This window comes from Sphingomonas sp. AOB5 (assembly GCF_029433115.1).
In the GTDB taxonomy this organism is placed as follows: Bacteria; Pseudomonadota; Alphaproteobacteria; order Sphingomonadales; family Sphingomonadaceae; genus Sphingomonas.
The window spans coordinates 22,106-40,080 of sequence record NZ_JARNTV010000034.1 but is presented as its reverse complement, the minus strand read 5'-3'; the positions used below and the strand labels follow the sequence as shown (position 1 = coordinate 40,080).

The 17,975-nt window shown below is 66.6% G+C and carries 16 protein-coding genes; 5 read left to right on the top strand and 11 right to left on the bottom strand.

Annotated elements, in window-relative coordinates; genetic code table 11:
• From P1X14_RS14355 to P1X14_RS14345, 3 genes are all read right to left on the bottom strand, one after another.
• Positions 1–1,673 (bottom strand): DEAD/DEAH box helicase (locus tag P1X14_RS14355; protein WP_277316068.1); only part of this gene is annotated, 1,673 nt, incomplete at its 3' end.
• 70 nt (positions 1,674–1,743) lie between these two features.
• A complete protein-coding gene (locus P1X14_RS14350; RefSeq protein WP_277316067.1) occupies positions 1,744–2,154 on the bottom strand; it encodes a DUF559 domain-containing protein in 411 nt (136 codons plus the stop codon).
• Positions 2,155–2,225: 71 nt separating this feature from the next.
• Positions 2,226–3,380, bottom strand: coding sequence for an NAD(P)/FAD-dependent oxidoreductase (locus P1X14_RS14345; RefSeq protein WP_277316066.1), 1,155 nt, complete (start codon positions 3,378–3,380; stop codon positions 2,226–2,228).
• Positions 3,381–3,455: 75 nt separating this feature from the next.
• Here P1X14_RS14345 and P1X14_RS14340 point away from each other — a divergent pair, with 75 nt between their 5' ends.
• The gene (locus P1X14_RS14340; protein WP_277316065.1) at positions 3,456–3,869 is read left to right on the top strand and encodes a hypothetical protein; all 414 of its coding nucleotides are present in this window, start codon (positions 3,456–3,458) and stop codon (positions 3,867–3,869) included.
• Between the two features lie 4 nt (positions 3,870–3,873).
• Here P1X14_RS14340 and P1X14_RS14335 read toward each other — a convergent pair whose 3' ends face one another.
• The 7 genes from P1X14_RS14335 to P1X14_RS14305 form a co-directional block, all read right to left on the bottom strand.
• Complete coding sequence (locus P1X14_RS14335; RefSeq protein ID WP_277316064.1) at positions 3,874–4,053, bottom strand: hypothetical protein; 180 nt, start codon at positions 4,051–4,053, stop codon at positions 3,874–3,876.
• 9 nt (positions 4,054–4,062) lie between these two features.
• Positions 4,063–4,824 (bottom strand): alpha/beta hydrolase, encoded by a 762-nt coding sequence (locus P1X14_RS14330; protein ID WP_277316063.1) that lies wholly within the window; start codon positions 4,822–4,824, stop codon positions 4,063–4,065.
• Positions 4,825–4,828: 4 nt separating this feature from the next.
• Positions 4,829–5,668, bottom strand: coding sequence for an alpha/beta hydrolase (locus P1X14_RS14325; protein ID WP_277316062.1), 840 nt, complete (start codon positions 5,666–5,668; stop codon positions 4,829–4,831).
• A gap of 150 nt (positions 5,669–5,818) precedes the next feature.
• Complete coding sequence (locus tag P1X14_RS14320; RefSeq protein WP_277316061.1) at positions 5,819–6,625, bottom strand: alpha/beta hydrolase; 807 nt, start codon at positions 6,623–6,625, stop codon at positions 5,819–5,821.
• Between the two features lie 160 nt (positions 6,626–6,785).
• Positions 6,786–8,336: a PAS domain S-box protein gene (locus P1X14_RS14315; protein ID WP_277316060.1), complete on the bottom strand. Its 1,551-nt coding sequence runs from the start codon at positions 8,334–8,336 to the stop codon at positions 6,786–6,788.
• A gap of 24 nt (positions 8,337–8,360) precedes the next feature.
• The gene (locus P1X14_RS14310) at positions 8,361–8,723 is read right to left on the bottom strand and encodes a response regulator (RefSeq protein ID WP_277316059.1); all 363 of its coding nucleotides are present in this window, start codon (positions 8,721–8,723) and stop codon (positions 8,361–8,363) included.
• A gap of 118 nt (positions 8,724–8,841) precedes the next feature.
• Entirely contained in the window at positions 8,842–9,459 is a 618-nt protein-coding gene (locus P1X14_RS14305) for a response regulator transcription factor (protein WP_277316058.1), read from the bottom strand.
• 93 nt (positions 9,460–9,552) lie between these two features.
• Here P1X14_RS14305 and P1X14_RS14300 point away from each other — a divergent pair, with 93 nt between their 5' ends.
• A complete protein-coding gene (locus P1X14_RS14300; protein ID WP_277316057.1) occupies positions 9,553–11,838 on the top strand; it encodes an adenylate/guanylate cyclase domain-containing protein in 2,286 nt (761 codons plus the stop codon).
• A gap of 35 nt (positions 11,839–11,873) precedes the next feature.
• Here P1X14_RS14300 and P1X14_RS14295 read toward each other — a convergent pair whose 3' ends face one another.
• Positions 11,874–12,824, bottom strand: a complete 951-nt coding sequence (locus P1X14_RS14295) for a tetratricopeptide repeat protein (protein ID WP_277316056.1) — start codon at positions 12,822–12,824, stop codon at positions 11,874–11,876.
• An 82-nt stretch (positions 12,825–12,906) separates the two neighbouring features.
• On the opposite strand from P1X14_RS14295, the gene P1X14_RS14290 reads away from it, so the two are divergent.
• Genes P1X14_RS14290 through P1X14_RS14280 form a run of 3 tightly spaced genes read left to right on the top strand, consistent with a single transcriptional unit; the run spans position 12,907 to position 17,967 of the window.
• Positions 12,907–15,354, top strand: a complete 2,448-nt coding sequence (locus P1X14_RS14290) for an NAD(P)-binding domain-containing protein (protein WP_277316055.1) — start codon at positions 12,907–12,909, stop codon at positions 15,352–15,354.
• Positions 15,354–16,220 carry a hypothetical protein gene (locus tag P1X14_RS14285; protein ID WP_277316054.1) on the top strand — a complete coding sequence of 289 codons (867 nt, stop codon included), beginning with the start codon at positions 15,354–15,356 and terminating at the stop codon, positions 16,218–16,220. The genes P1X14_RS14290 and P1X14_RS14285 overlap by 1 nt, the downstream gene beginning before the upstream one ends.
• Positions 16,221–16,233: 13 nt before the next feature.
• On the top strand, positions 16,234–17,967 hold the full coding sequence (locus tag P1X14_RS14280; protein WP_277316053.1) for a cytochrome c3 family protein: 1,734 nt from the start codon (positions 16,234–16,236) through the stop codon (positions 17,965–17,967).
• Positions 17,968–17,975 lie beyond the last annotated feature (8 nt).

Here is a 17,975-nt window from a genome sequence, read left to right as displayed (position 1 = left end):
CGCGGCGGGCCGGTGGAGCGGTTCGGGCCGTTGCGCTGGAGGCGCGGGCGCTCCTGCATCGGGGCGGGGCCGCCTTCGGCCTGCTCGATGCGGATGCCGTCCTCTTCCGAATCGCCGGCGGTGCGGGCCAGTGCGGCGCTGAACTTGCCGGCGATCGCGCGGGGCACCTGGAACATCGTCTCGGACGGGCCGATGCGGATCGCGCCGATCTCGTTCTTGGTGATGTGGCCGCGGCGGCACAGCAAGGGCAGGATCCAGCGCGGATCGGCATTCTGGCGGCGGCCGATATCCATGCGGAACCACACGATATCCTCGAAGCCCGCGCGATGACCGTCCTGACGCTCTTCGCGGCGGTCCGAATGGCTGCGGTCGCTCAGTTCCTCGGGCTGGGGCAGCTTGCCGCGATGCGCCTGGACCAGCGCGGCGGCGATATCCTCCGGGCTGCGCTCGGCCAGCAGGCGGGTTGCCAGCGCGCGATCCTCGTCGTCGAACTCGACCGGCTCGAGCAGATTGGCGAGCAGCCGCTCATGATCCTGCGCACGGATCGCTTCGGGTGTGGGCGAGTCGACCCATTCGAACTGGATGCGCGCGCCCTTCAGCACCTGCTCCACGCGGCGGCGGCGCGGATAGGGGACGATCAGGACGGCGGTGCCCTTCTTGCCCGCGCGGCCGGTGCGGCCCGAGCGGTGCTGGAGCGTTTCGGCATCGCGCGGCAGCTCGACATGGATGACGAGGCTGAGCGTCGGCAGATCGATGCCGCGTGCCGCCACGTCGGTGGCGACGCAGACACGGGCGCGACGGTCGCGCAGCGCCTGCAGCGCGTGGTTGCGCTCGTTCTGGCTATGCTCGCCCGACAGCGCCACGGCAGCGAAGCCGCGCTCGACCAGCGTCGCGTGCAGGCGGCGGACATTGTCGCGCGTGGCGCAGAACAGCATCGCCGTCTCGGCTTCGTGGAAACGGAGCAGGTTGATGACCGCATGCTCGATGTCGGACGGGCTGACCGCGACGGCCTGATAGGCGATGTCGCCATGGCCGCGATCCTCGCCCACGGTCGAGATGCGCAGCGCGTCGCGCTGATAGCGCTTGGCCAGCGCCACGATCGGCTTGGGCATGGTGGCCGAGAAGAGGAGTGTGCGGCGCTCGCCCGGCGTCGCGTCGAGAATCTCTTCCAGATCCTCGCGGAAGCCCATGTCGAGCATCTCGTCGGCTTCGTCGAGTACGGCGACCTTGAGCGCCGACAGGTTGAGCGCGCCGCGTTCGAGGTGATCGCGCAGACGGCCCGGCGTACCGACGACGATATGCGCGCCATAGCTGAGGTTACGGCGCTCCTTCGAGGCATCCATGCCACCCACGCAGGTGGCGATGCGCGCGCCGGCATTGCCATAGAGCCACATCAGCTCGCGGCTGACCTGCAGCGCGAGTTCGCGCGTCGGCGCGATGATCAGCGCCAGCGGCTCACGGCTGGGAACGACGTGGCCTTCTTCGTTCAGCAGTTCGTCGGCCATGGCGAGACCAAAGGCGACGGTCTTGCCGGAGCCGGTCTGCGCCGAGACGATAAGGTCGCGTCCGCGCGCTTCGTTTTCGATGACGGCGGCCTGGACGGCGGTAGGCGCGGCATAACCACGCGCTGCGAGCGCTTCGCCAAGAAGCGCGGGGAGGGATTCGAATGTCATGGAACGCGCCACATGGGCGCGATGGAGGCAAAGGGCAAGGTTGAAGTTGTACGGAGGGCGGAGCGCGATCCTAGTCGAAGCGGGGCTTTCTCTTTCTCCCCTCCCTGGAAGGGAGGGGTTGGGGGTGGGTATCGCCGAGGCACTCGGCGACCTCCTGCAGGATATGCTGGGCAGTGCCTTCAGGATTTTCGAGGACCTCCGAATTCCAGAAACGGATCACGCGCCAGCCAAGGTTCTCAAGATAAGCGGTGCGTTGTCGATCCGCTTCAGTGGCTTCCAGATGTTGGCTTCCATCGAACTCGATGGCGAGTTTTGCCCGGCGGCATGCGAGATCGATGATGAATGGCTCCTCGATATGCTGGCGCGTAAAGGCGGGTCGATATCGTGACAGCAGGTGCCAGATCGCGAGTTCCGCTGGCGTCGGGTTGTTGCGAAGCTCGCGGGCGCGTTCGGTCAAATGTTTCGGCACGCGACGGCTCATACTGCGAGCGTAGAGTGGCTGCGCTTCGCTTGCCAACCCACCCCCTACCCCTCCCTTTCAGGGAGGGGAGTTCACAATGCCTGCCCCGCCGCCACGCCGCTCGCCCAGGCCCATTGGAAGTTGTAGCCGCCCAGCCAGCCGGTGACGTCCACCGCTTCGCCGATGGCGTAGAGACCGGGGACCTTGCGGGCCTCCATCGTCTGGGACGACAGGCCGGCGGTGTCGATGCCGCCGATGGTGACTTCGGCCTTGGCGAAGCCTTCGGTGCCGTTGGGCAGGAAGCGCCACGCCGCGAGGGCGCGTTCGGCTTCGGCCAGCTTCTTGTCGGTCATGCCCACCAGTTCGCCGGTCAGCGCCAGCTTCTCCGCCAGCGTTTCGGCGAGGCGGTCGGGCAAAGCTTCGCTCAACAGCTTGCGCAGGGTGGTGCGCGGGCGGGTACGCTTGGCTTCGGTCAGCCAGTTGGCTGCGGCATCGGGCAGGAAATCGATGGCGATGGGGTCGCCATGTTTCCAATAGCTGCTGACCTGGAGGATCGCGGGGCCGGACAGGCCGCGATGGGTGAACAGCGCGGCTTCGCGGAACTTCGCCTTGCCTGCGCTGGCGATCACGTCGGTCGCGACGCCGGAAAGGTCGCGGAACAGCGCTTCCTCGCCACTCAGCGTCAGCGGCACCAATGCAGGGCGCGGTTCGACCACTTTCAGGCCGAAGCGGCGGGCGAGATCGTATGCGAAGCCGGTCGCACCCATTTTCGGGATCGATGGCCCGCCGGTGGCGATCACCAGCGCGGGCGCCGTTGCGGTGCCGACGCGGAAATGGGCGCCGTCATGGGCGATTTCGGGTGTGGCGCGGCCGGTGACGATCTCGACCTTGCCGATGGCGCATTCGCCCAGCAGCATCTCGACGATCTGCTTGGCCGAACCGTCGCAGAACAATTGGCCCAACGTCTTTTCGTGCCAGGCGATGCCGTGCCGCTCGACCAGATCGAGGAAATCGCGCGCGGTGTAGCGGCTGAGCGCGGACTTGGCGAAATGCGGGTTGTTCGAGAGGTAGCGATCGGGCGCGGTGCCGATATTGGTGAAGTTGCAGCGCCCGCCGCCGGAGATCAGGATCTTCTTGCCGACCTGCTCGGCATGATCGAGCAGCAGCACCCGGCGCCCGCGCTGCCCCGCGGTCGCGGCGCACATGAGGCCGGCAGCGCCTCCGCCGAGGATGATCGCATCGTACATTGATGGGCGCGTAGCAGTTGTTCAGTCTGCGGCAAGCAGGGCCGGGCGACGATGGCGTGATCGAGGGAGGAAAACATGCATCTCATTCTTGCGGCGGCGCTGCTTGCCACGTCGGGTGCCGGTCAGGATCCGTTCTGCAATGAGATCGGCAAACTCGCCGCCGGCGCGCGGGAAAGCACACCGTTCGAGACTTTCCATCGGACAGGCGATCCGCTGAACCTCATACCCGGCGGCTATTGCCGGTTGAGCAGCCAGCGCAACTGGATCTGCGGAAAGAGCCTGTTGCCGCCGGAAATCACCCAGGCGAGCATGGCGCAGCGGATCGCGGCGTGCCTGCCGGATATGACGGTGGTTCCGGGCGAGACTCGCTATGGCAACCGGCGCAGCGTGGTCAGCGGCAACGGGTTGGTGTTCGAACTGTCCGAGACCGGAAGCGACCGCGGGCATATCGGGCGGATTCTGTCGATCTTCATCCGCGCCGAGCGGTGAACCCCTAGCGCAGCTTCGCGATGTTCAACCCGTCCAGCTTGGCGCGGTCCTTCACCGACTCCTCGCTGCGGGTCAGCGCCTTGGCGATGGCCTTCAGCGCCATGCCCTTCTTGGCCAGCGTGTGCAGCTTCTGGATCTCATCGGCGCGCCATGGCTGGCGGTGGCGTTCGAATTTCTCGCTCATCCGGGTCTCTTAGCCCAAGGTTTCGATCCAATCGAGACAGGCTTGCGCCACTGCCTCCCAGCCGGGTTCGTTGAGCAGAAAATGCGACCGTGCGCCGAGATCGAGATAGTCGGTGCGGGCGAGCGACTTGCGCTGGATGCGGTATGCCGAGCGCGAGATGTACGGCGTCACCAGCCGGTCGAGATCGCTGCCGGTGATCAGCAGGGGCCGGGTACGGCGAGCGGGCACGATGCCGGTGCCGATCCAGCTTGCCGCCTGAAAGAAGATGCGGCCCGGCGCGGGGATGACGAAGCTGTCATAGGCGGCGTCGGATTTCGTACGCGGCGCTGCGTTGGCGAAGCGGCGGAACCACCCGTCGCGGGTGAAGCGCCACGGGCGATTCCACGCATTCCAGCGGAGCACGATGGGCAGGATCGCGCCGATCGAGGTCGGGCCGGGGACGATGCCGCCGATGGGGACGGGATTGACCGCGATCCCCGCGCGGCCCGCGCCGCGATCCAGCAGCATCTGGGTCAGCAGCCCGCCGAAGCTGTGGCCGATCAGGATTGCGTTCTCTGGGATCTGCGGCTCGAGATGATCGGCGATCCTGTTGACGGTCAGGCTGCCAAAGCCTTTGGGCGGTGCCGCGACGATCTCCGCGGCGGTCTTGCCCTCAAGGAACGGCCAGGTCGGCGTGTGGACGACATGGCCGGCGGCCTCGAGGAAGCGGCGGAGATCGTCCCAGCTGGCGGTGGTGACCCATGCGCCATGGATCAGGACGATCTCCGCCATGTCATCAGGCCTCGACCAGCGTCTTGGCGGTAGCGAAGGCGAGCAGATCGGCGTTGAAGCGATCCTGCAGCGTGGTCGCCAGACCATGCGGCGCGCCTTCATAGACCTTCAGCTCCGAACCCTTGACGATCTCGTGCGTCTTCAGGCCCGCCGCGCCGATGGGGACGATCTGGTCGTCATCGCCATGGATGATCAGCAGCGGCACGTCGATCTTGAGCAGATCGGGGGTGTAGTCGACTTCCGAGAATTCGTGGATGCAGTCGAGCTGGCCTTTAAGCCCGCCCATCATGCCCTGCAGCCAGAAGCTCTCGCGAACCCCTTCGCTGACCTTAGCGCCTTCGCGGTTATAGCCGTAGAACGGCATGGTCAGGTCCTTGTAGAACTGCGACCGGTCGTCGAACGTGCCCTTGCGGATGCCGTCGAACACCTCGATCGGCAGGCCGCCGGGATTGGCTTCGGTCTTGAGCATCAGCGGCGGGACCGCGCCGACCAGCACCATCTTCGCAACCCGATCGGTGCCGTGGCGGCCGACATAATGGGTGATCTCGCCCCCGCCGGTCGAATGGCCGACGAGGATGATGTCCTTGAGGTCGAGCTGGGTGATCAGCGCGTGCAGATCGTCGGCATAGCGATCCATATGGTTGCCGTCCCAGGTCTGGTCAGAACGGCCATGGCTGCGGCGGTCATGCGCGATCACGCGGAAGCCGTTCTGGCCCATGAAGACCATCTGGCCGTCCCACGCATCGCCGCTCAGCGGCCAGCCGTGCGAGAACAGGACCGGCTGGCCCGATCCCTGGTCCTTGTAGAAGATTTGGGTGCCGTCGTCGGTGGTGATGAAGGGCATTGGAAGCTCCTGTCTTTCGAGGTGCGAGTCGCCTTCCCCTGGCGGGTGCAGCCTAGCATGACTGACACCGATGTCAGAGGGCGAATGGGGTGCCCGGGCGGCGAGGGGAGGGGGAGGACCGCCCGGGCTTGCGTCAAGACGGGCCGGGGGTCAGGCCGCCTTGGAAATCGGGGTCACCTTCTGCGCGCGGGCATGGCCGACGGCCCAGCCCAGCGCATAATCGGCGACCTGCTCCCAGCCGGCATCGATCCCGGTCCAGTGCGAGCGGCCGGCGAATTCCTTATATTCGGTGATCGAGGGGGCCTGGAGCTGCTTCTTGTAGATCGCGCGGGTCATGCTGGCGTCGGCGATCAGATCCTTCTCGCCACCGATCAGGAGGAGCGGCGCGCGGGCCGGGTTCTTCCAGTTGATCTTGATGACGCCGACCACGCCGTTCCAATAGACCCGGCCGGGGGTGGGGACGATGTAGCGGTCGTAGAGCGCATCGGCCTGATCCTTGGGCGCGGTCTGGGCGAAGCGGTTCTTGAAATAGTTGCGCGACATCACCTTGGCCTTGAGCCAGCTGAACGGATCGCCGAGCACCGGCAGCGCCGACCAGATGGCATGCGGCCCGAGCGGGACGCCGGGTGTCGGCGCCGGATCGATCGCTACGCCGGCCACGCCCAGGCCCATGTCGAGCAGATGCTGCACGAACACGCCGCCCAGCGAATGGCCGATCAGGATCGGTTCCTCGGGAAGCGCCCGAATGATGTCGGCATAATGGGCGATGATCTGGCGCTGGCTCAGCTTGGCGAGCGCCGGATCGGGATCGGCGCGCAGATCGGCGGGATCGCGATCGTCATAGGGCCAGTCCGGCGCGATGACGGTGTAGCCCTGCGCCTCGTAGCGGGCCTTGAAGCCCTCCCAGCTCTTCGAGTTGAGCCACGCGCCGTGGATGAGAACGATGGTCTTCGACATGATCCGATCCTCCTGTTTGGGGGGACGGTCAGCCTTGCTTCCGTCCATGTAGGTAGAATGACGGAGGGGCGGGCGGCGCGATATTACGCGGGCGGGTGCGAGGGTAATACGTTGGTATGGGTCGCTTAGCCCTCTCCTGCTTTCGCTGGAGATGGCTAAGTCAGGCGGTGGCCGGCAACGTCACCACGAACCGTGCACCCGCATCGCCATTCGCCGCTTCGATCGTCCCGCCATGCGCTTCGACGATGGTGCGGCAGATCGGCAGGCCCATACCCATGCCTGCGGGCTTGGTGGTGTAGAAGCTGTCGAACAGCTTTTCCGGTTCGCCCGGGATGCCGGGACCATTATCCTCGACCGTCAGGATCACGCGGCCATCCCGCGCTTCGGTGGTAAAGCGGAGCAGCGGATCGGTGGTGCCGCTCTCCATCGCCTGCGCGGCGTTGACCGCGAGATTGACGATCACCTGCTGGAGCTGGGTGCGGTCGGCCAATGTTTCGGGCAGATCGGGCGCGAGGTTGCGCTCGACTACGACGCGGCGGCCCTGAAGCTCGTGGCCGAGAAAGGCGAGGCTCTCCTCGACCAGCCCGTTCAGCGACAGCGCGACACGCTCGGTCTCGCGGCGTTCGGCCATTGCGCGGACGCGGGCGATGATCGACGCGGCACGGCGCGCGTCGCCGACGATGCGCTCGGCCAGATCGCGGACCTCGCCCAGATCGGGTTCCTCGTTCGCCAGCCAGCGCTGCGCCGCCGATCCGCTGGTGGCGATCGCGGCGAGCGGCTGGTTGACCTCGTGCGCGATCGACGCGGTCAGTTCGCCCAGCATCGAGACGCGGGTGGCATGGGCGAATTCGGACTGGAGCCGGGCCAGCGCCGCCTCGGCCGCCTTGCGCGCCGAGATATCGACCACGCCGATCAGCAGGATGCCGCGCTTGCGGGCTTCCTCGCACAGCGAGACGGTGAACAGCACGTCGATCTGGCCGCCATCGACGCGGTTCAGCCGGGTCTCGGTCATCAGATAGGGCTGGCGGCTCATCGTCGCGACCAGCGCGTCGATATAGATATGCTCGCTCTCGCGCGGCCAGAAGCCGTCGATGGTGCGACCCTTCATCTGATCGACCGTGGCCGCGCCGAACAGTTCCAGCGCCTGCGGGTTCACGTCGCCGATGGTGGCATGGCGCATCGTCTCGCGCACGAAGTCGCGATTGGCGTGGAGATAGGCACCCAGATCGGTGACGCCCTGATTGCGCAGCGGGATCAGCATCGCGCCGACGCCGGTGAAATCGACTTCCCAGAAGGCGACCGCCATCGCCTGAAACATGTTGCGATAGCGATATTCGCTGAGCCGCAGGGCGTCCTCGGCAGCCTTGCGGCGCGAGATGTCGCGCGCAGTCTCGACGATGCGGACGAGATTGCCCGCGGCATCGCGTTCGACCGTCCAGCGGACGTCCAGCACCAGCGTATCGCCCGCCGCGGTGGTGCGGGTCAGTTCGCCTTCCCAGCGGCCATCGGCATGGAGCTGCGTGTCGAGATCGGCGAGCGCGCTTTCGTGGCGGCTGCCGAGTAATATGTTGAGGTCGCGGCCCAGCGCGTCGGCGCGGGCATGGCCGTACAGCGTTTCGCTGGCCTTGTTCCAGGAAAGGATGCGGCCCTGCGCATCGCGCGTGACGACGCTTTCATGGACGAGATCGAGAATGTCGGCCGGGGTCCCCACGTTGCTTTTGTCCCCGAGGCTGCGTCAGGAGTCCAGCGCGCGGCGGATGCAGTCGGCCAGTGCGTCGGTCTCGAACGGTTTGCGCAACAGGCAGCGGACCCCCGCTGCCTCGGCCCGCTCGTCGATGCTGCGCTCGGTGCGCGCCGTGACAAGGATGACGGGCAGGGTGCCCTGCATCCGCGCGCTGAGATCGAGGCCGTTCATGCCGGGAAGCTGGTAATCGGAGACGAGGCAGGCGGCGCGCGACTGGGCATCGCCATCGAGGAACGCTTCGGCCGAAGCGAAGCCTTCGCCGATATAGCCGAGCGACCGGACGAAACCGACCAGAGCCGGGCGCAGCGATTCATCGTCCTCGACGATGGCGATCATAGGGGCCGTCAGGGGCACGCGACTCATTCCTTCACTGGGGGAAGGTGATGCGACGCCGTCCCGGGTCCTCATGTGGCCCAGAGCGGTGCGACGGGATATAATCCGTTGGTATTACGGGCTTCTACGGCGTCCGGTTTCAGGACGCGGCGATACCCAGCTTGCCCGCCATGCGCACCAGATCGGGCAAGGTGCGGGCGCCCATTTTGCGCATCGCCGCGCCGCGATGGATCTTCACCGTGACTTCGGACAGGCTCAGATCATAGGCGACCTGCTTGTTGAGCTTGCCGGTGACGACCAGCCCCATCACCTGTTGCTCGCGCGGGGACAGGGTGGCGTAGAGATCGCGCAGCCCGGCATCGTCGCTGGCCTCGGCGCGGCGCTTGGCATCGCGTTCCATTGCCGCGGCGACCGCGTCGAGCATGTCCTGATCGCGGAACGGCTTGACGAGGAAGTCGATCGCTCCTGCCTTCATCGCGCGCACCGACATCGGGATATCGCCATGCCCGCTCATCAGGATGGCGGGCAGCATGATGCCCAGCTCGTCGAGCCGGTCCTGGAAATCGAGGCCGCTGATCCCCGGCATGCGCACGTCGAGCACGAGGCAGCCCGGCGCGTCCTCGCGCTCGGCGGCAAGGAAGTCGGCGACCGAGGCATGGCCGCGGGCGGCCAGCCCGACCGAACGGAACAGGCTCTCCAGCGCCGCGCGAAGCGATGCGTCGTCGTCGACGATGTGGATGATCGCGCTGTCAGCCATGCGTCCCGGATAAGGGCAGCGCCGCGCGGGGGCAACGCTCGCGATGCTTCCGTAACGATCTTTATGTGCTAGATCGTGAAGCGAGGGGGAGCGATGGGCAACGCACGCCGTTTCTGGAACCTGTTCCGCAATCGCCTGAGCCTGGCGATCCCGGGCCTGCTGGCGCTGATCGCGGTGCTGATGGTCAACATCGTCGGCGTGCGGCAGGTCGACCGGGTCGGGCTGGGACTGTTCGACGCCTATCAGCGCGCGGCGCCGCGGCCCTATCAGGATGCGGGGGTGCGCATCGTCGATATCGACGACGAATCGATCCAGAAGCTGGGGCAGTGGCCATGGCCGCGCACCGATATCGCGGCGCTGACGCAGAAGCTGACCGAGGCCGGCGCGGCGGTGGTCGCGTACGACGTCGTGTTCTCCGAGCCGGACCGCACTTCGCCCGCGCAGCTCGCCTCGCGCGCCAAGGCGGGACAGGCGCCCGCCGACGTCGTGGCCGCGCTCGAATCGCTGCCCGACAATGACGCCGCCTTCGCGCAGGTGCTGGCCAATTCGAACGTCGTTCTGGGCTTCTTCCTCGACGGCAACGGCAAGGGTGCGACGGTCGAGCCCAAGGCGGGCATCGCCTATACCGGATCCAAGCCGAACGGATGGAAGGTCGCCTTCACCAACGCGATCCAGCCGATCCCGGTGCTGCGCGAAGCGACACGCGGGCTGGGTTCGGTCAGCCGGATCGGCGACAGCGACGGCGTGGTGCGGCAGGCGCCGCTGATGTTCATGCAGAATGGCGAGTTCGTCCCCTCGCTCTCGGTCGAGGCGCTGCGGATCGCGCAGCCCGAAGTGAGTTCGGTGATCGTCAAGACCAGCGACGCCAGCGGTGAACTGGGCGAAGCCGGCGGCCGGGTCGACATGGCCGCGATCAAGGTGGGCGGCTTCGAAGTGCCGACCAACGATCAGGGCGAGCTTTGGATGTATTACACCAAACCCGTCCCGGAGCGGATCGTGCCGGCTTGGAAGATCCTCACCGATGCGCTGCCGCCCGAGGAGATGCGGCGGCTGTTCGAGGGGCAGATCATCTTCGTCGGCGCAGGGGCCGCGGGCCTGCGCGACCTTGTCTCCACGCCGATGCAGGATCGCGAGCTGGGCGTGATGGTCCATGCGCAGGCGGCCGAGCAGATGATCATCGGCAATGCCGATCCGGCAGACAAGAAGCCCCATTTCCTCACCCGCCCCTATTGGGCGCAGGAAATGGAGCGCGGGCTGATGCTGGCGCTCGGCATATTGATGGCGCTGCTGCTGCCATGGATGGGGGCGACCCGCGGCGCGATCCTGGGCGCGGTGATGGTCGGGGGCATGGCGGCGGGAAGCTGGCTGGCGTTCCGGCAATCGCTGCTGCTGCTCGATCCGACCTGGCCGATCCTGGGGCTGATCCTCGTCTGGGTCTGCGAGACGGCGTACACCTATTATCGCGAGGAGCGGCAGCGCGCGTACATCCACCGCGCGTTCGACCGCTATCTCTCGCCCGAACTGGTCAAGCGCATCGCCGACGATCCGAGCCGGCTCGAGCTGGGCGGCGAGACGCGCGAGATGACCGTGATGTTCTGCGATATCCGCAGCTTCTCGCGCATTTCGGAAAAGCTCGACGCGCAGCAGCTGATCCGCTTCCTGATCGCCTTCCTGACGCCGATGACCGACGTGCTGCTGCGGCGCAAGGCGACCATCGACAAGTTCATCGGCGACGCGATCCTGGCCTTCTGGAACGCGCCGCTCGACGATGAAGACCAGTATGCCAATGCCGCGCGCGGGGCGCTGGAAATGGCCGAGCGGCTCAAGTCGCTCAACGCGCAGATGCAGGCGCAGAGTGCCGAACCATGGCCGGGCGACGTGGCGATCGGCATCGGACTGAACGCGGGCCCGTGCTGCGTCGGCAATATGGGTTCGGCACAGCGGCTGAGCTATTCGCTGATCGGCGACACGGTGAACCTCGCCTCGCGGATCGAGGGGCTGACCAAATATTATGGCGTGACCATCGCCATCGGCGACGACCTGCAGAAGCATATCCCGAACTTCGCGACGGTGCCGCTCGATCTGGTGCGTGTGGTCGGCCGCGACGCGCCGGAGCTGGTCTATGTGCTGCTCGGCGACGAGACGATGATGATCGAACCGGGCTTCCAGAGCTTTGCGGAGAAATACACCGCGATGGGCAATGCCTATCGCGCGCAGGACTGGGACAAGGCCGACGCGCTGCTGGCCGAGACGGCGGAGTCCGCGGCGTCGCATGGCCTTGCCAAACACCATGCGCTGATGGCGAGCCGCGTGGCCGCCTATCGCGAAAACGGTCCGGGCGCGGATTGGGATGGGGTGTTCGGAGCGACCGAGAAGTAACGCTTATCCTCCCCCTGGCGGGGGAGGATAGAGGTCTAAACCCCCGGCACCCTCAGCGTCCTTGCTTCCCCCTGCAGCGTTGCCTTCGCTTCCGGGTTCGCGGCCACTGCGTCGCGATAGGCCTTCGCCGCCTTGTCGGGCTCGTTCAGCGTCATCCGGCTGCGCATCAGCATCACCCAGCCGCCGACATTCTTGGGATCGCCGCGCAGCCGGTTCTCGAGGTTGCCGACCATGCCGCGGGCCATCGCGTCCTGATCGGTGGGCGACAGTTTCGAGGCTTCGCGGACCTGTTCGGCATTGGGGCCGGGGATGCCCGATTGAGTGGGCAGCGTTGGCGCAGCGGTGGCATGCGGCGGCGCGCTGACCGGCGCAGGTTGGCGGATCGCGGCGATGCGGGTTGCGACCGGGATATTCTCGCGCTGGCCGACCTGTTCGATCGTGCGCCGCAGATCGGCTTCCCATGGCGCGCCGGGCGGGGTGTCGGCCAGCAGCGCCAACCAGTCGTCGATCGCGCCCTTGTGGTCCTTGGCCAGATCCTTGCGGACGGCCATGAAATAGCGGGCGGAGGGGTCCTTGGGATCGAGCGCCAGCGCCTTCTCGAAGGCGGTGACTGCAGCGGCCGGCATCGGATCGCGGCCATCGGCATAGATGCGCATCTCGCCGAGCAGCGACCACAGGTTCGAACGGTCCGGTGCCAGCGTGGTGGCGCGTTCGAGCGCGGTCACGCCATCGGCATATTGCTCGCGCTCATAATAAGCGGTGGCGAGGCGCGCCCAGGCTTCGGGATCGTCGGGCTTGGCCCGCGTGGCGGCCTGAAGCTCCTCCAGCGTGGGGGCGTCGGCACCGGCGCTCATATTGATCGGCTCGGGCGCAGGACTCCGGTCGCGCATCGCCGCATAGCCCAGCGCGACGATCAGCAACGCGGCGGCCCCCAGAAAGGCGGGCAAGGCCCATTTGGGCGTCTGAATTTCGGATTCCCCGGCCATTTTACCCCCGCCGTTATCGCTGGCGCACCTGCACGAGCATGATAGTGTGTCGCCAAGGGCAGTCAGCGCAAGGGGGAAGACGGTGGCTGATCGCGTGCGCATCGCGATCGTGGGTTCGGGTCCGGCGGGCCTGAGCGCCGCCGCGCGCGCCGCCCAGCTCGGCCTCAGCCATGTGCTGCTCGAAAAGACCGATCACCTCAGCGACACCATCTACAAATACCAGAAGGGCAAGCACGTGATGGCGACGCCCAGCGCGCTGGTGCTTCGCTCCGATCTGGATTTCGATGCGGGCAAGCGCGAGGTGGTGCTGGGCACCTGGGACGATCAGGCCGCGAAGAACAAGGTTCAGGTCCGCTACAAGAGCGAGGTGAAGGCGATCGAGGGCGAGGCGGGCGCGTTCGTGCTGACGCTGACCGACGGCGCGAAGATCGAGGCCGAGACGGTGGTGCTGGCGATCGGCACGCAGGGCAATCCCAATCTGGTGCGCGCTCCCGGCGGCAATCTGCCGCACGTCCAGTATCAGCTCGACGATCCCGGCGAATATGTCGACGAGCATATCACCGTCATCGGCTCCGGCGATGCGGGGATCGAGAATGCGCTGGGCCTGGCGGCGGACGCGGCGCAGGGCAACACCGTCACCATCCTCAATCGCTCGGCCGATTTCGCCCGCGCCAAGGGCGCCAACGTCAAGCTGCTCAACGAAGCGGGCGAGGCGGGACGGATCAGCATCCGGCTGGAGACGACGCCCGCCGAGATCCGGCCGGGCGAGATGGTGCTCGAAACCCGCGACGGTCAGGAAGTCATCCGATGCGACCGGGTGATCGCACGCATGGGGTCGGCCGCGCCGCGCGCCTTCATCGAGAGCTGCGGGATCGAGTTTACCAGCCCCGACCGCGAGGCCTTTCCCAAGCTCACCCCCACCTTCGAGAGCACCAAGCCCGGGATTTTCGTGATCGGCGCGCTGGCGGGCTATCCGCTGATCAAGCACTGCATGAACCAGGGCTATGACGTCATCGAGTTCATCAACGGCAATCGCAGCCTGAAGCCTGCCGACGAGCCGCTGCTGGAAGCCAAGTTCGCGCGGTTCAAGGCACGGCGCAGCGTGGACGAGTGGCTCGAACTGCTGCGCTCGAACATCGGCATCCTCAACGAACTGTCGCCGTTGCAGATGCGCGAGTTCATGCTCGATTCCGAAGTGCGGCCGTACAAGAGCGGCGAGGAGATTTTCGAGCGTAACGATCCCGGATCGTCGCTGTTCGCGATCGCGCAAGGGTCGGTGCTGGTCGAGATCGATCCCAAGAACAAACAGGTGACCGTGCCGATCCAGCAGGGATCGGTCTTCGGCGAAGTCGGCCTGATCTCGGGCCGCCGCCGCGGTGCCACCGTGCGCGCGGGCGAGAATGCGGTGATCGTCGAAATCTCGCGCACCGCTGCGCTGAAGCTGATGGCGTCGGTGCCCGCGGCCAAGCGCGCGCTGACCCGCATCTCGGTCGAACGGCAATTGCTGCAATTGTTCGGATCGGGGCTGGTCGCCGAGGATCTGGCCGAAGTGCTCGACACCAGCGAGATCATGAGCGTCTCTGCGGGCAAGCCGATCCTGACCGAAGGCGAGGAAGGGCAGGACATCTACGTCATCCGCGTCGGATCGATGATCGTCGAGAAGATGGTCGGCGGGCGGCCGGTGTTCCTGAACTACCTTCCAGCGGGTTCCTATGTCGGCGAAATGGCGCTGATCTCCGGGGGCAGGCGCACCGCGACGGTGAAGGCCGCGATCAAGTCCGAAGTGATCCGGCTGAAGGGCGAAGCGTTCCTGAAGCTGCTTGCCGAAAAGCCCAAGCTGCTCGCCAAGCTGAAGGCCGACATGGCCAACCGGCAGAACATCAACGCCTTCATCGAGAGCAAGAAGAACAGCTTCTCCGGCGTGGTCGACATGTATTCGCAGACCGCGGCCTTCCTGGTCGAGAACGGCATCGGCGAAGCGACCGATGTGCTGCTGATCGACGAAAATCTGTGCGTCGGCTGCGACAATTGCGAGAAGGCGTGCGCGGACAGTCATGACGGCCTTAGCCGGCTCGATCGCGAGGCGGGACGCACCTATGCGCACCTCCACGTGCCGACCAGTTGCCGCCATTGCGAGCATCCGCATTGCATGGCCGATTGCCCGCCCAATGCGATCCATCGCGGGCCGGACGGTGAAGTCTTTATCGACGAGAAATGCATCGGCTGCGGCAATTGCCAGCGCAACTGCCCCTATGGTGTGATCCGCATGGATTCGGTGCCGCCGAAAAAGCCGCCGATCTTCGCCTGGCTGATGCTCGGCCTCGGGCCGGGGCCGGGCGAGCCGGACAAGAAGTGGAAGTACAAGGACAAGAAGTCCGGCGTCGAGAAGCCCAAGAAAGCGATCAAGTGCGACATGTGCGCGGGGATCAAGGGCGGCCCGGCCTGTGTCCGCGCCTGCCCGACCGGTGCCGCGATCCGTGTGGCGCCCGAGGAGTTTCTCGGCGTGTCGCGGCTGGAGCGTGAGGGCTGATGGCCAGCCGCGCGATCCGGGGCCGCGACGCCGCGCTGCATGACGGCTTCCTGCGACACAAGGGGTTCCGCTGGCTCAAGATTTCAGCAGTCCTCTGCCTGCTGGTGACGGTCGGATACTTCCTGGCCGACGTGAAGCCGCGGCCCAATGGCGGCAGCTGGTACGGCTATACGCTAGGCACGATCGGCGTGCTGCTGATCCTGTGGCTGACCGCGCTCGGCATCCGCAAGCGGGCGATGACCGCGGGGCGCTGGAGCCTGAAGGCCTGGACCAGCGCGCATGTCTATCTGGGCCTGAGCCTGATCGTGATCGGCACGTTGCACACCGGGTTTCAGCTCGGGTGGAACGTCCACACCCTCGCCTGGGCGTTGATGATGCTGGTGATCCTCTCCGGCATCTGGGGCATCACGGTGTACGCCACCCTGCCGCGTGCGCTGAGTTCGAACCGTGAGGAACTGACCCAGACGCAGATGCTGGAAGGCCTCCGCGCCATCGACCGGCAGCTTCACGAAGCCGCCCAGCCGCTCGATGCGCAGGCGGCGGGATGGGTGCAGAAGTCGCTCGAACAGAACCCGTTCGAGGGCGGAATCCTGCGCCGCCTGTCGGGCAAATATCGCGGTTGCGCGACGGCGAAGGCGCTGGCGAAGATCCGCAAGGCGACCGCGGCCCGGCCCGATCTGGGCGACGATCCGCTGGAAAAGGTCGACTCGCTGCTCGAGCGGAAAAAGGCGATGCTGGCGCGCGTCCGCGAGCATCTGCGGCTCAAGGCGATGCTCGAGATCTGGCTGTACGTCCATGTGCCGCTGACCTTCGCGCTGATCGCGGCGCTGACTGCGCACATCGTCTCCGTGTTCTTCTTCTGGTGATCGGGAGCGCGGCATGGCCTTCCTGATCCGCACCGTGACGACCACTGCCGGGGGCCGCGAGATCGTCCGCGAGACGCGGATCGACAAGGACAGCATCAGTGTCGGTCGGCTGGGCGAGAACGACCTGTCGCTGCCCGATCTGAGCGTCGAGCCCAAGCATGCGGTGATCGAGCGCAAGGACGACCGGCGGATTTCGGTCACGGCGCTGGGTCTCGGCTTCGAAGTCGATGGACGTTCCGCCAAGCGGATCGACATCAACGCGGCCAAGGGCGCCGAGCTGGCGTTCGGCGGGCATCGCATCACCGTGTCGCGCAACACCGACGGCGATGTGGTGCTGGCGGTCAAGCGCGTCGAGGCGCTGTCGGACGCGGAGGAGGAGCGCGATGAGGCCGCCGCCTTCTCGCTGCGTGGCAAGCTGCCGGGCAAGCGGGCGACGGCATGGCTGCTGGTCGCGGCGGTGCTGGTCGGCTTCCTCGCGATCCCGGCATGGAGCTATCTCTCGCACCGCTTCGGCCCGGAAAAGACGATCTACGAAGCCTCGGCGCAGAAAGCATGGTCGAGCGGGCCGCTGTCCGCCGCGCATCACGCGCTGGAGGGCAAGTGCGAGAGCTGCCACGAACAGGCCTTCGTATCGGTCCGCGATACCGCGTGCCTCACCTGCCACAAGGATACCCACGACCATGCCCCGCCCGCGCGGATCGGCAAGGCGCGGGCCGAGCCGGGGGCTTGGGGGCGTTTCCTCAACACGGTGGCTTCGACCTTCAACAAGCCGGGGCCGGGGGCGTGCGTCGATTGCCATAGCGAGCATGAGGGTGCCGGGCCGATGGCGGCGACGCCGCAGGCTTTCTGCGCCGAATGCCATACCGGGCTGAACACGCGCCTGCCGGACACCAAGCTGGGCAATGCCGGCGATTTCGGCACCTCGCATCCGCAGTTCCGCCCGGTTGTGGGGGGCGAGCGGGTGTCGCTCGACGCGAAGCCGCGCGATCCGACGGGCCTGAAATTCCCGCACGACCTGCATCTGAGCAAGACCGGCGGCGTGGCGCGGATGGGGCAGACGCTGCGCGGCCGCTATCCGTTCGGCGAGGCGCTGGAATGCAAGGATTGCCACACGCCGACCGCGGACGGCACCCGCTTCCAGCCGGTCGAGATGGAGCGCAATTGCGGCATGTGCCACAGCCTCGCCTTCGACCGGATCGGCGGCACGGTGCGGACGCTGCGCCATGGCGATGTCGCGCAAATGGTCGCGGACCTGCGCGCGACGTGGCGCGGACGGACGCCCTCACCACCGACCGGAATGATCGAGGGCCGCCGCCGTCCGGGCGACTATGCCGCGGGCCAGACCTATTATGCACGCTTCGGCCCCAATCGCGGCAGCTCGGCCGAAGGGATCGTGCGACAGGTGTTCACCGGCGCGGGCGTCTGCACCGAATGCCATACCGTCATCCCGCCCTCGGGCGGCAGCGACTGGAGCGTCGCGCTGGTGTTCCAGCAATCGCGCTTCTTCCAGCATGGCTGGTTCGATCACGCCGCGCACAAGACCGAGACCTGCGCCAGCTGCCACAAGGCAGGCGAGAGCGGGACCGCCAACGACCTGATGCTGCCCGGAATCGGGACGTGCCGGACATGTCATGGCGGCGAAGGGTCCAAGGCGCAGGTTCCTTCCGGGTGCGCAATGTGTCACAGCTATCACTTGAGTGACGGGGCGCCTTGGCAGCCGAAACGCACCGCCAGGCGGCGAAACTAGGGGGAGGC

What these genes read in the sequence shown, in the direction of transcription:
- P1X14_RS14295 (WP_277316056.1), bottom strand. Translation starts at nt 12,824, where the DNA reads ATGGCCGGGGAATCCGAAATTCAGACGCCCAAATGGGCCTTGCCCGCC.
- P1X14_RS14320 (WP_277316061.1), bottom strand. Translation starts at nt 6,625, where the DNA reads ATGTCGAAGACCATCGTTCTCATCCACGGCGCGTGGCTCAACTCGAAG.
- P1X14_RS14335 (WP_277316064.1), bottom strand. Translation starts at nt 4,053, where the DNA reads ATGAGCGAGAAATTCGAACGCCACCGCCAGCCATGGCGCGCCGATGAG.
- P1X14_RS14350 (WP_277316067.1), bottom strand. Translation starts at nt 2,154, where the DNA reads ATGAGCCGTCGCGTGCCGAAACATTTGACCGAACGCGCCCGCGAGCTT.
- P1X14_RS14345 (WP_277316066.1), bottom strand. Translation starts at nt 3,380, where the DNA reads ATGTACGATGCGATCATCCTCGGCGGAGGCGCTGCCGGCCTCATGTGC.
- P1X14_RS14325 (WP_277316062.1), bottom strand. Translation starts at nt 5,668, where the DNA reads ATGCCCTTCATCACCACCGACGACGGCACCCAAATCTTCTACAAGGAC.
- P1X14_RS14330 (WP_277316063.1), bottom strand. Translation starts at nt 4,824, where the DNA reads ATGGCGGAGATCGTCCTGATCCATGGCGCATGGGTCACCACCGCCAGC.
- P1X14_RS14340 (WP_277316065.1), top strand. Translation starts at nt 3,456, where the DNA reads ATGCATCTCATTCTTGCGGCGGCGCTGCTTGCCACGTCGGGTGCCGGT.
- P1X14_RS14305 (WP_277316058.1), bottom strand. Translation starts at nt 9,459, where the DNA reads ATGGCTGACAGCGCGATCATCCACATCGTCGACGACGACGCATCGCTT.
- P1X14_RS14300 (WP_277316057.1), top strand. Translation starts at nt 9,553, where the DNA reads ATGGGCAACGCACGCCGTTTCTGGAACCTGTTCCGCAATCGCCTGAGC.
- P1X14_RS14280 (WP_277316053.1), top strand. Translation starts at nt 16,234, where the DNA reads ATGGCCTTCCTGATCCGCACCGTGACGACCACTGCCGGGGGCCGCGAG.
- P1X14_RS14285 (WP_277316054.1), top strand. Translation starts at nt 15,354, where the DNA reads ATGGCCAGCCGCGCGATCCGGGGCCGCGACGCCGCGCTGCATGACGGC.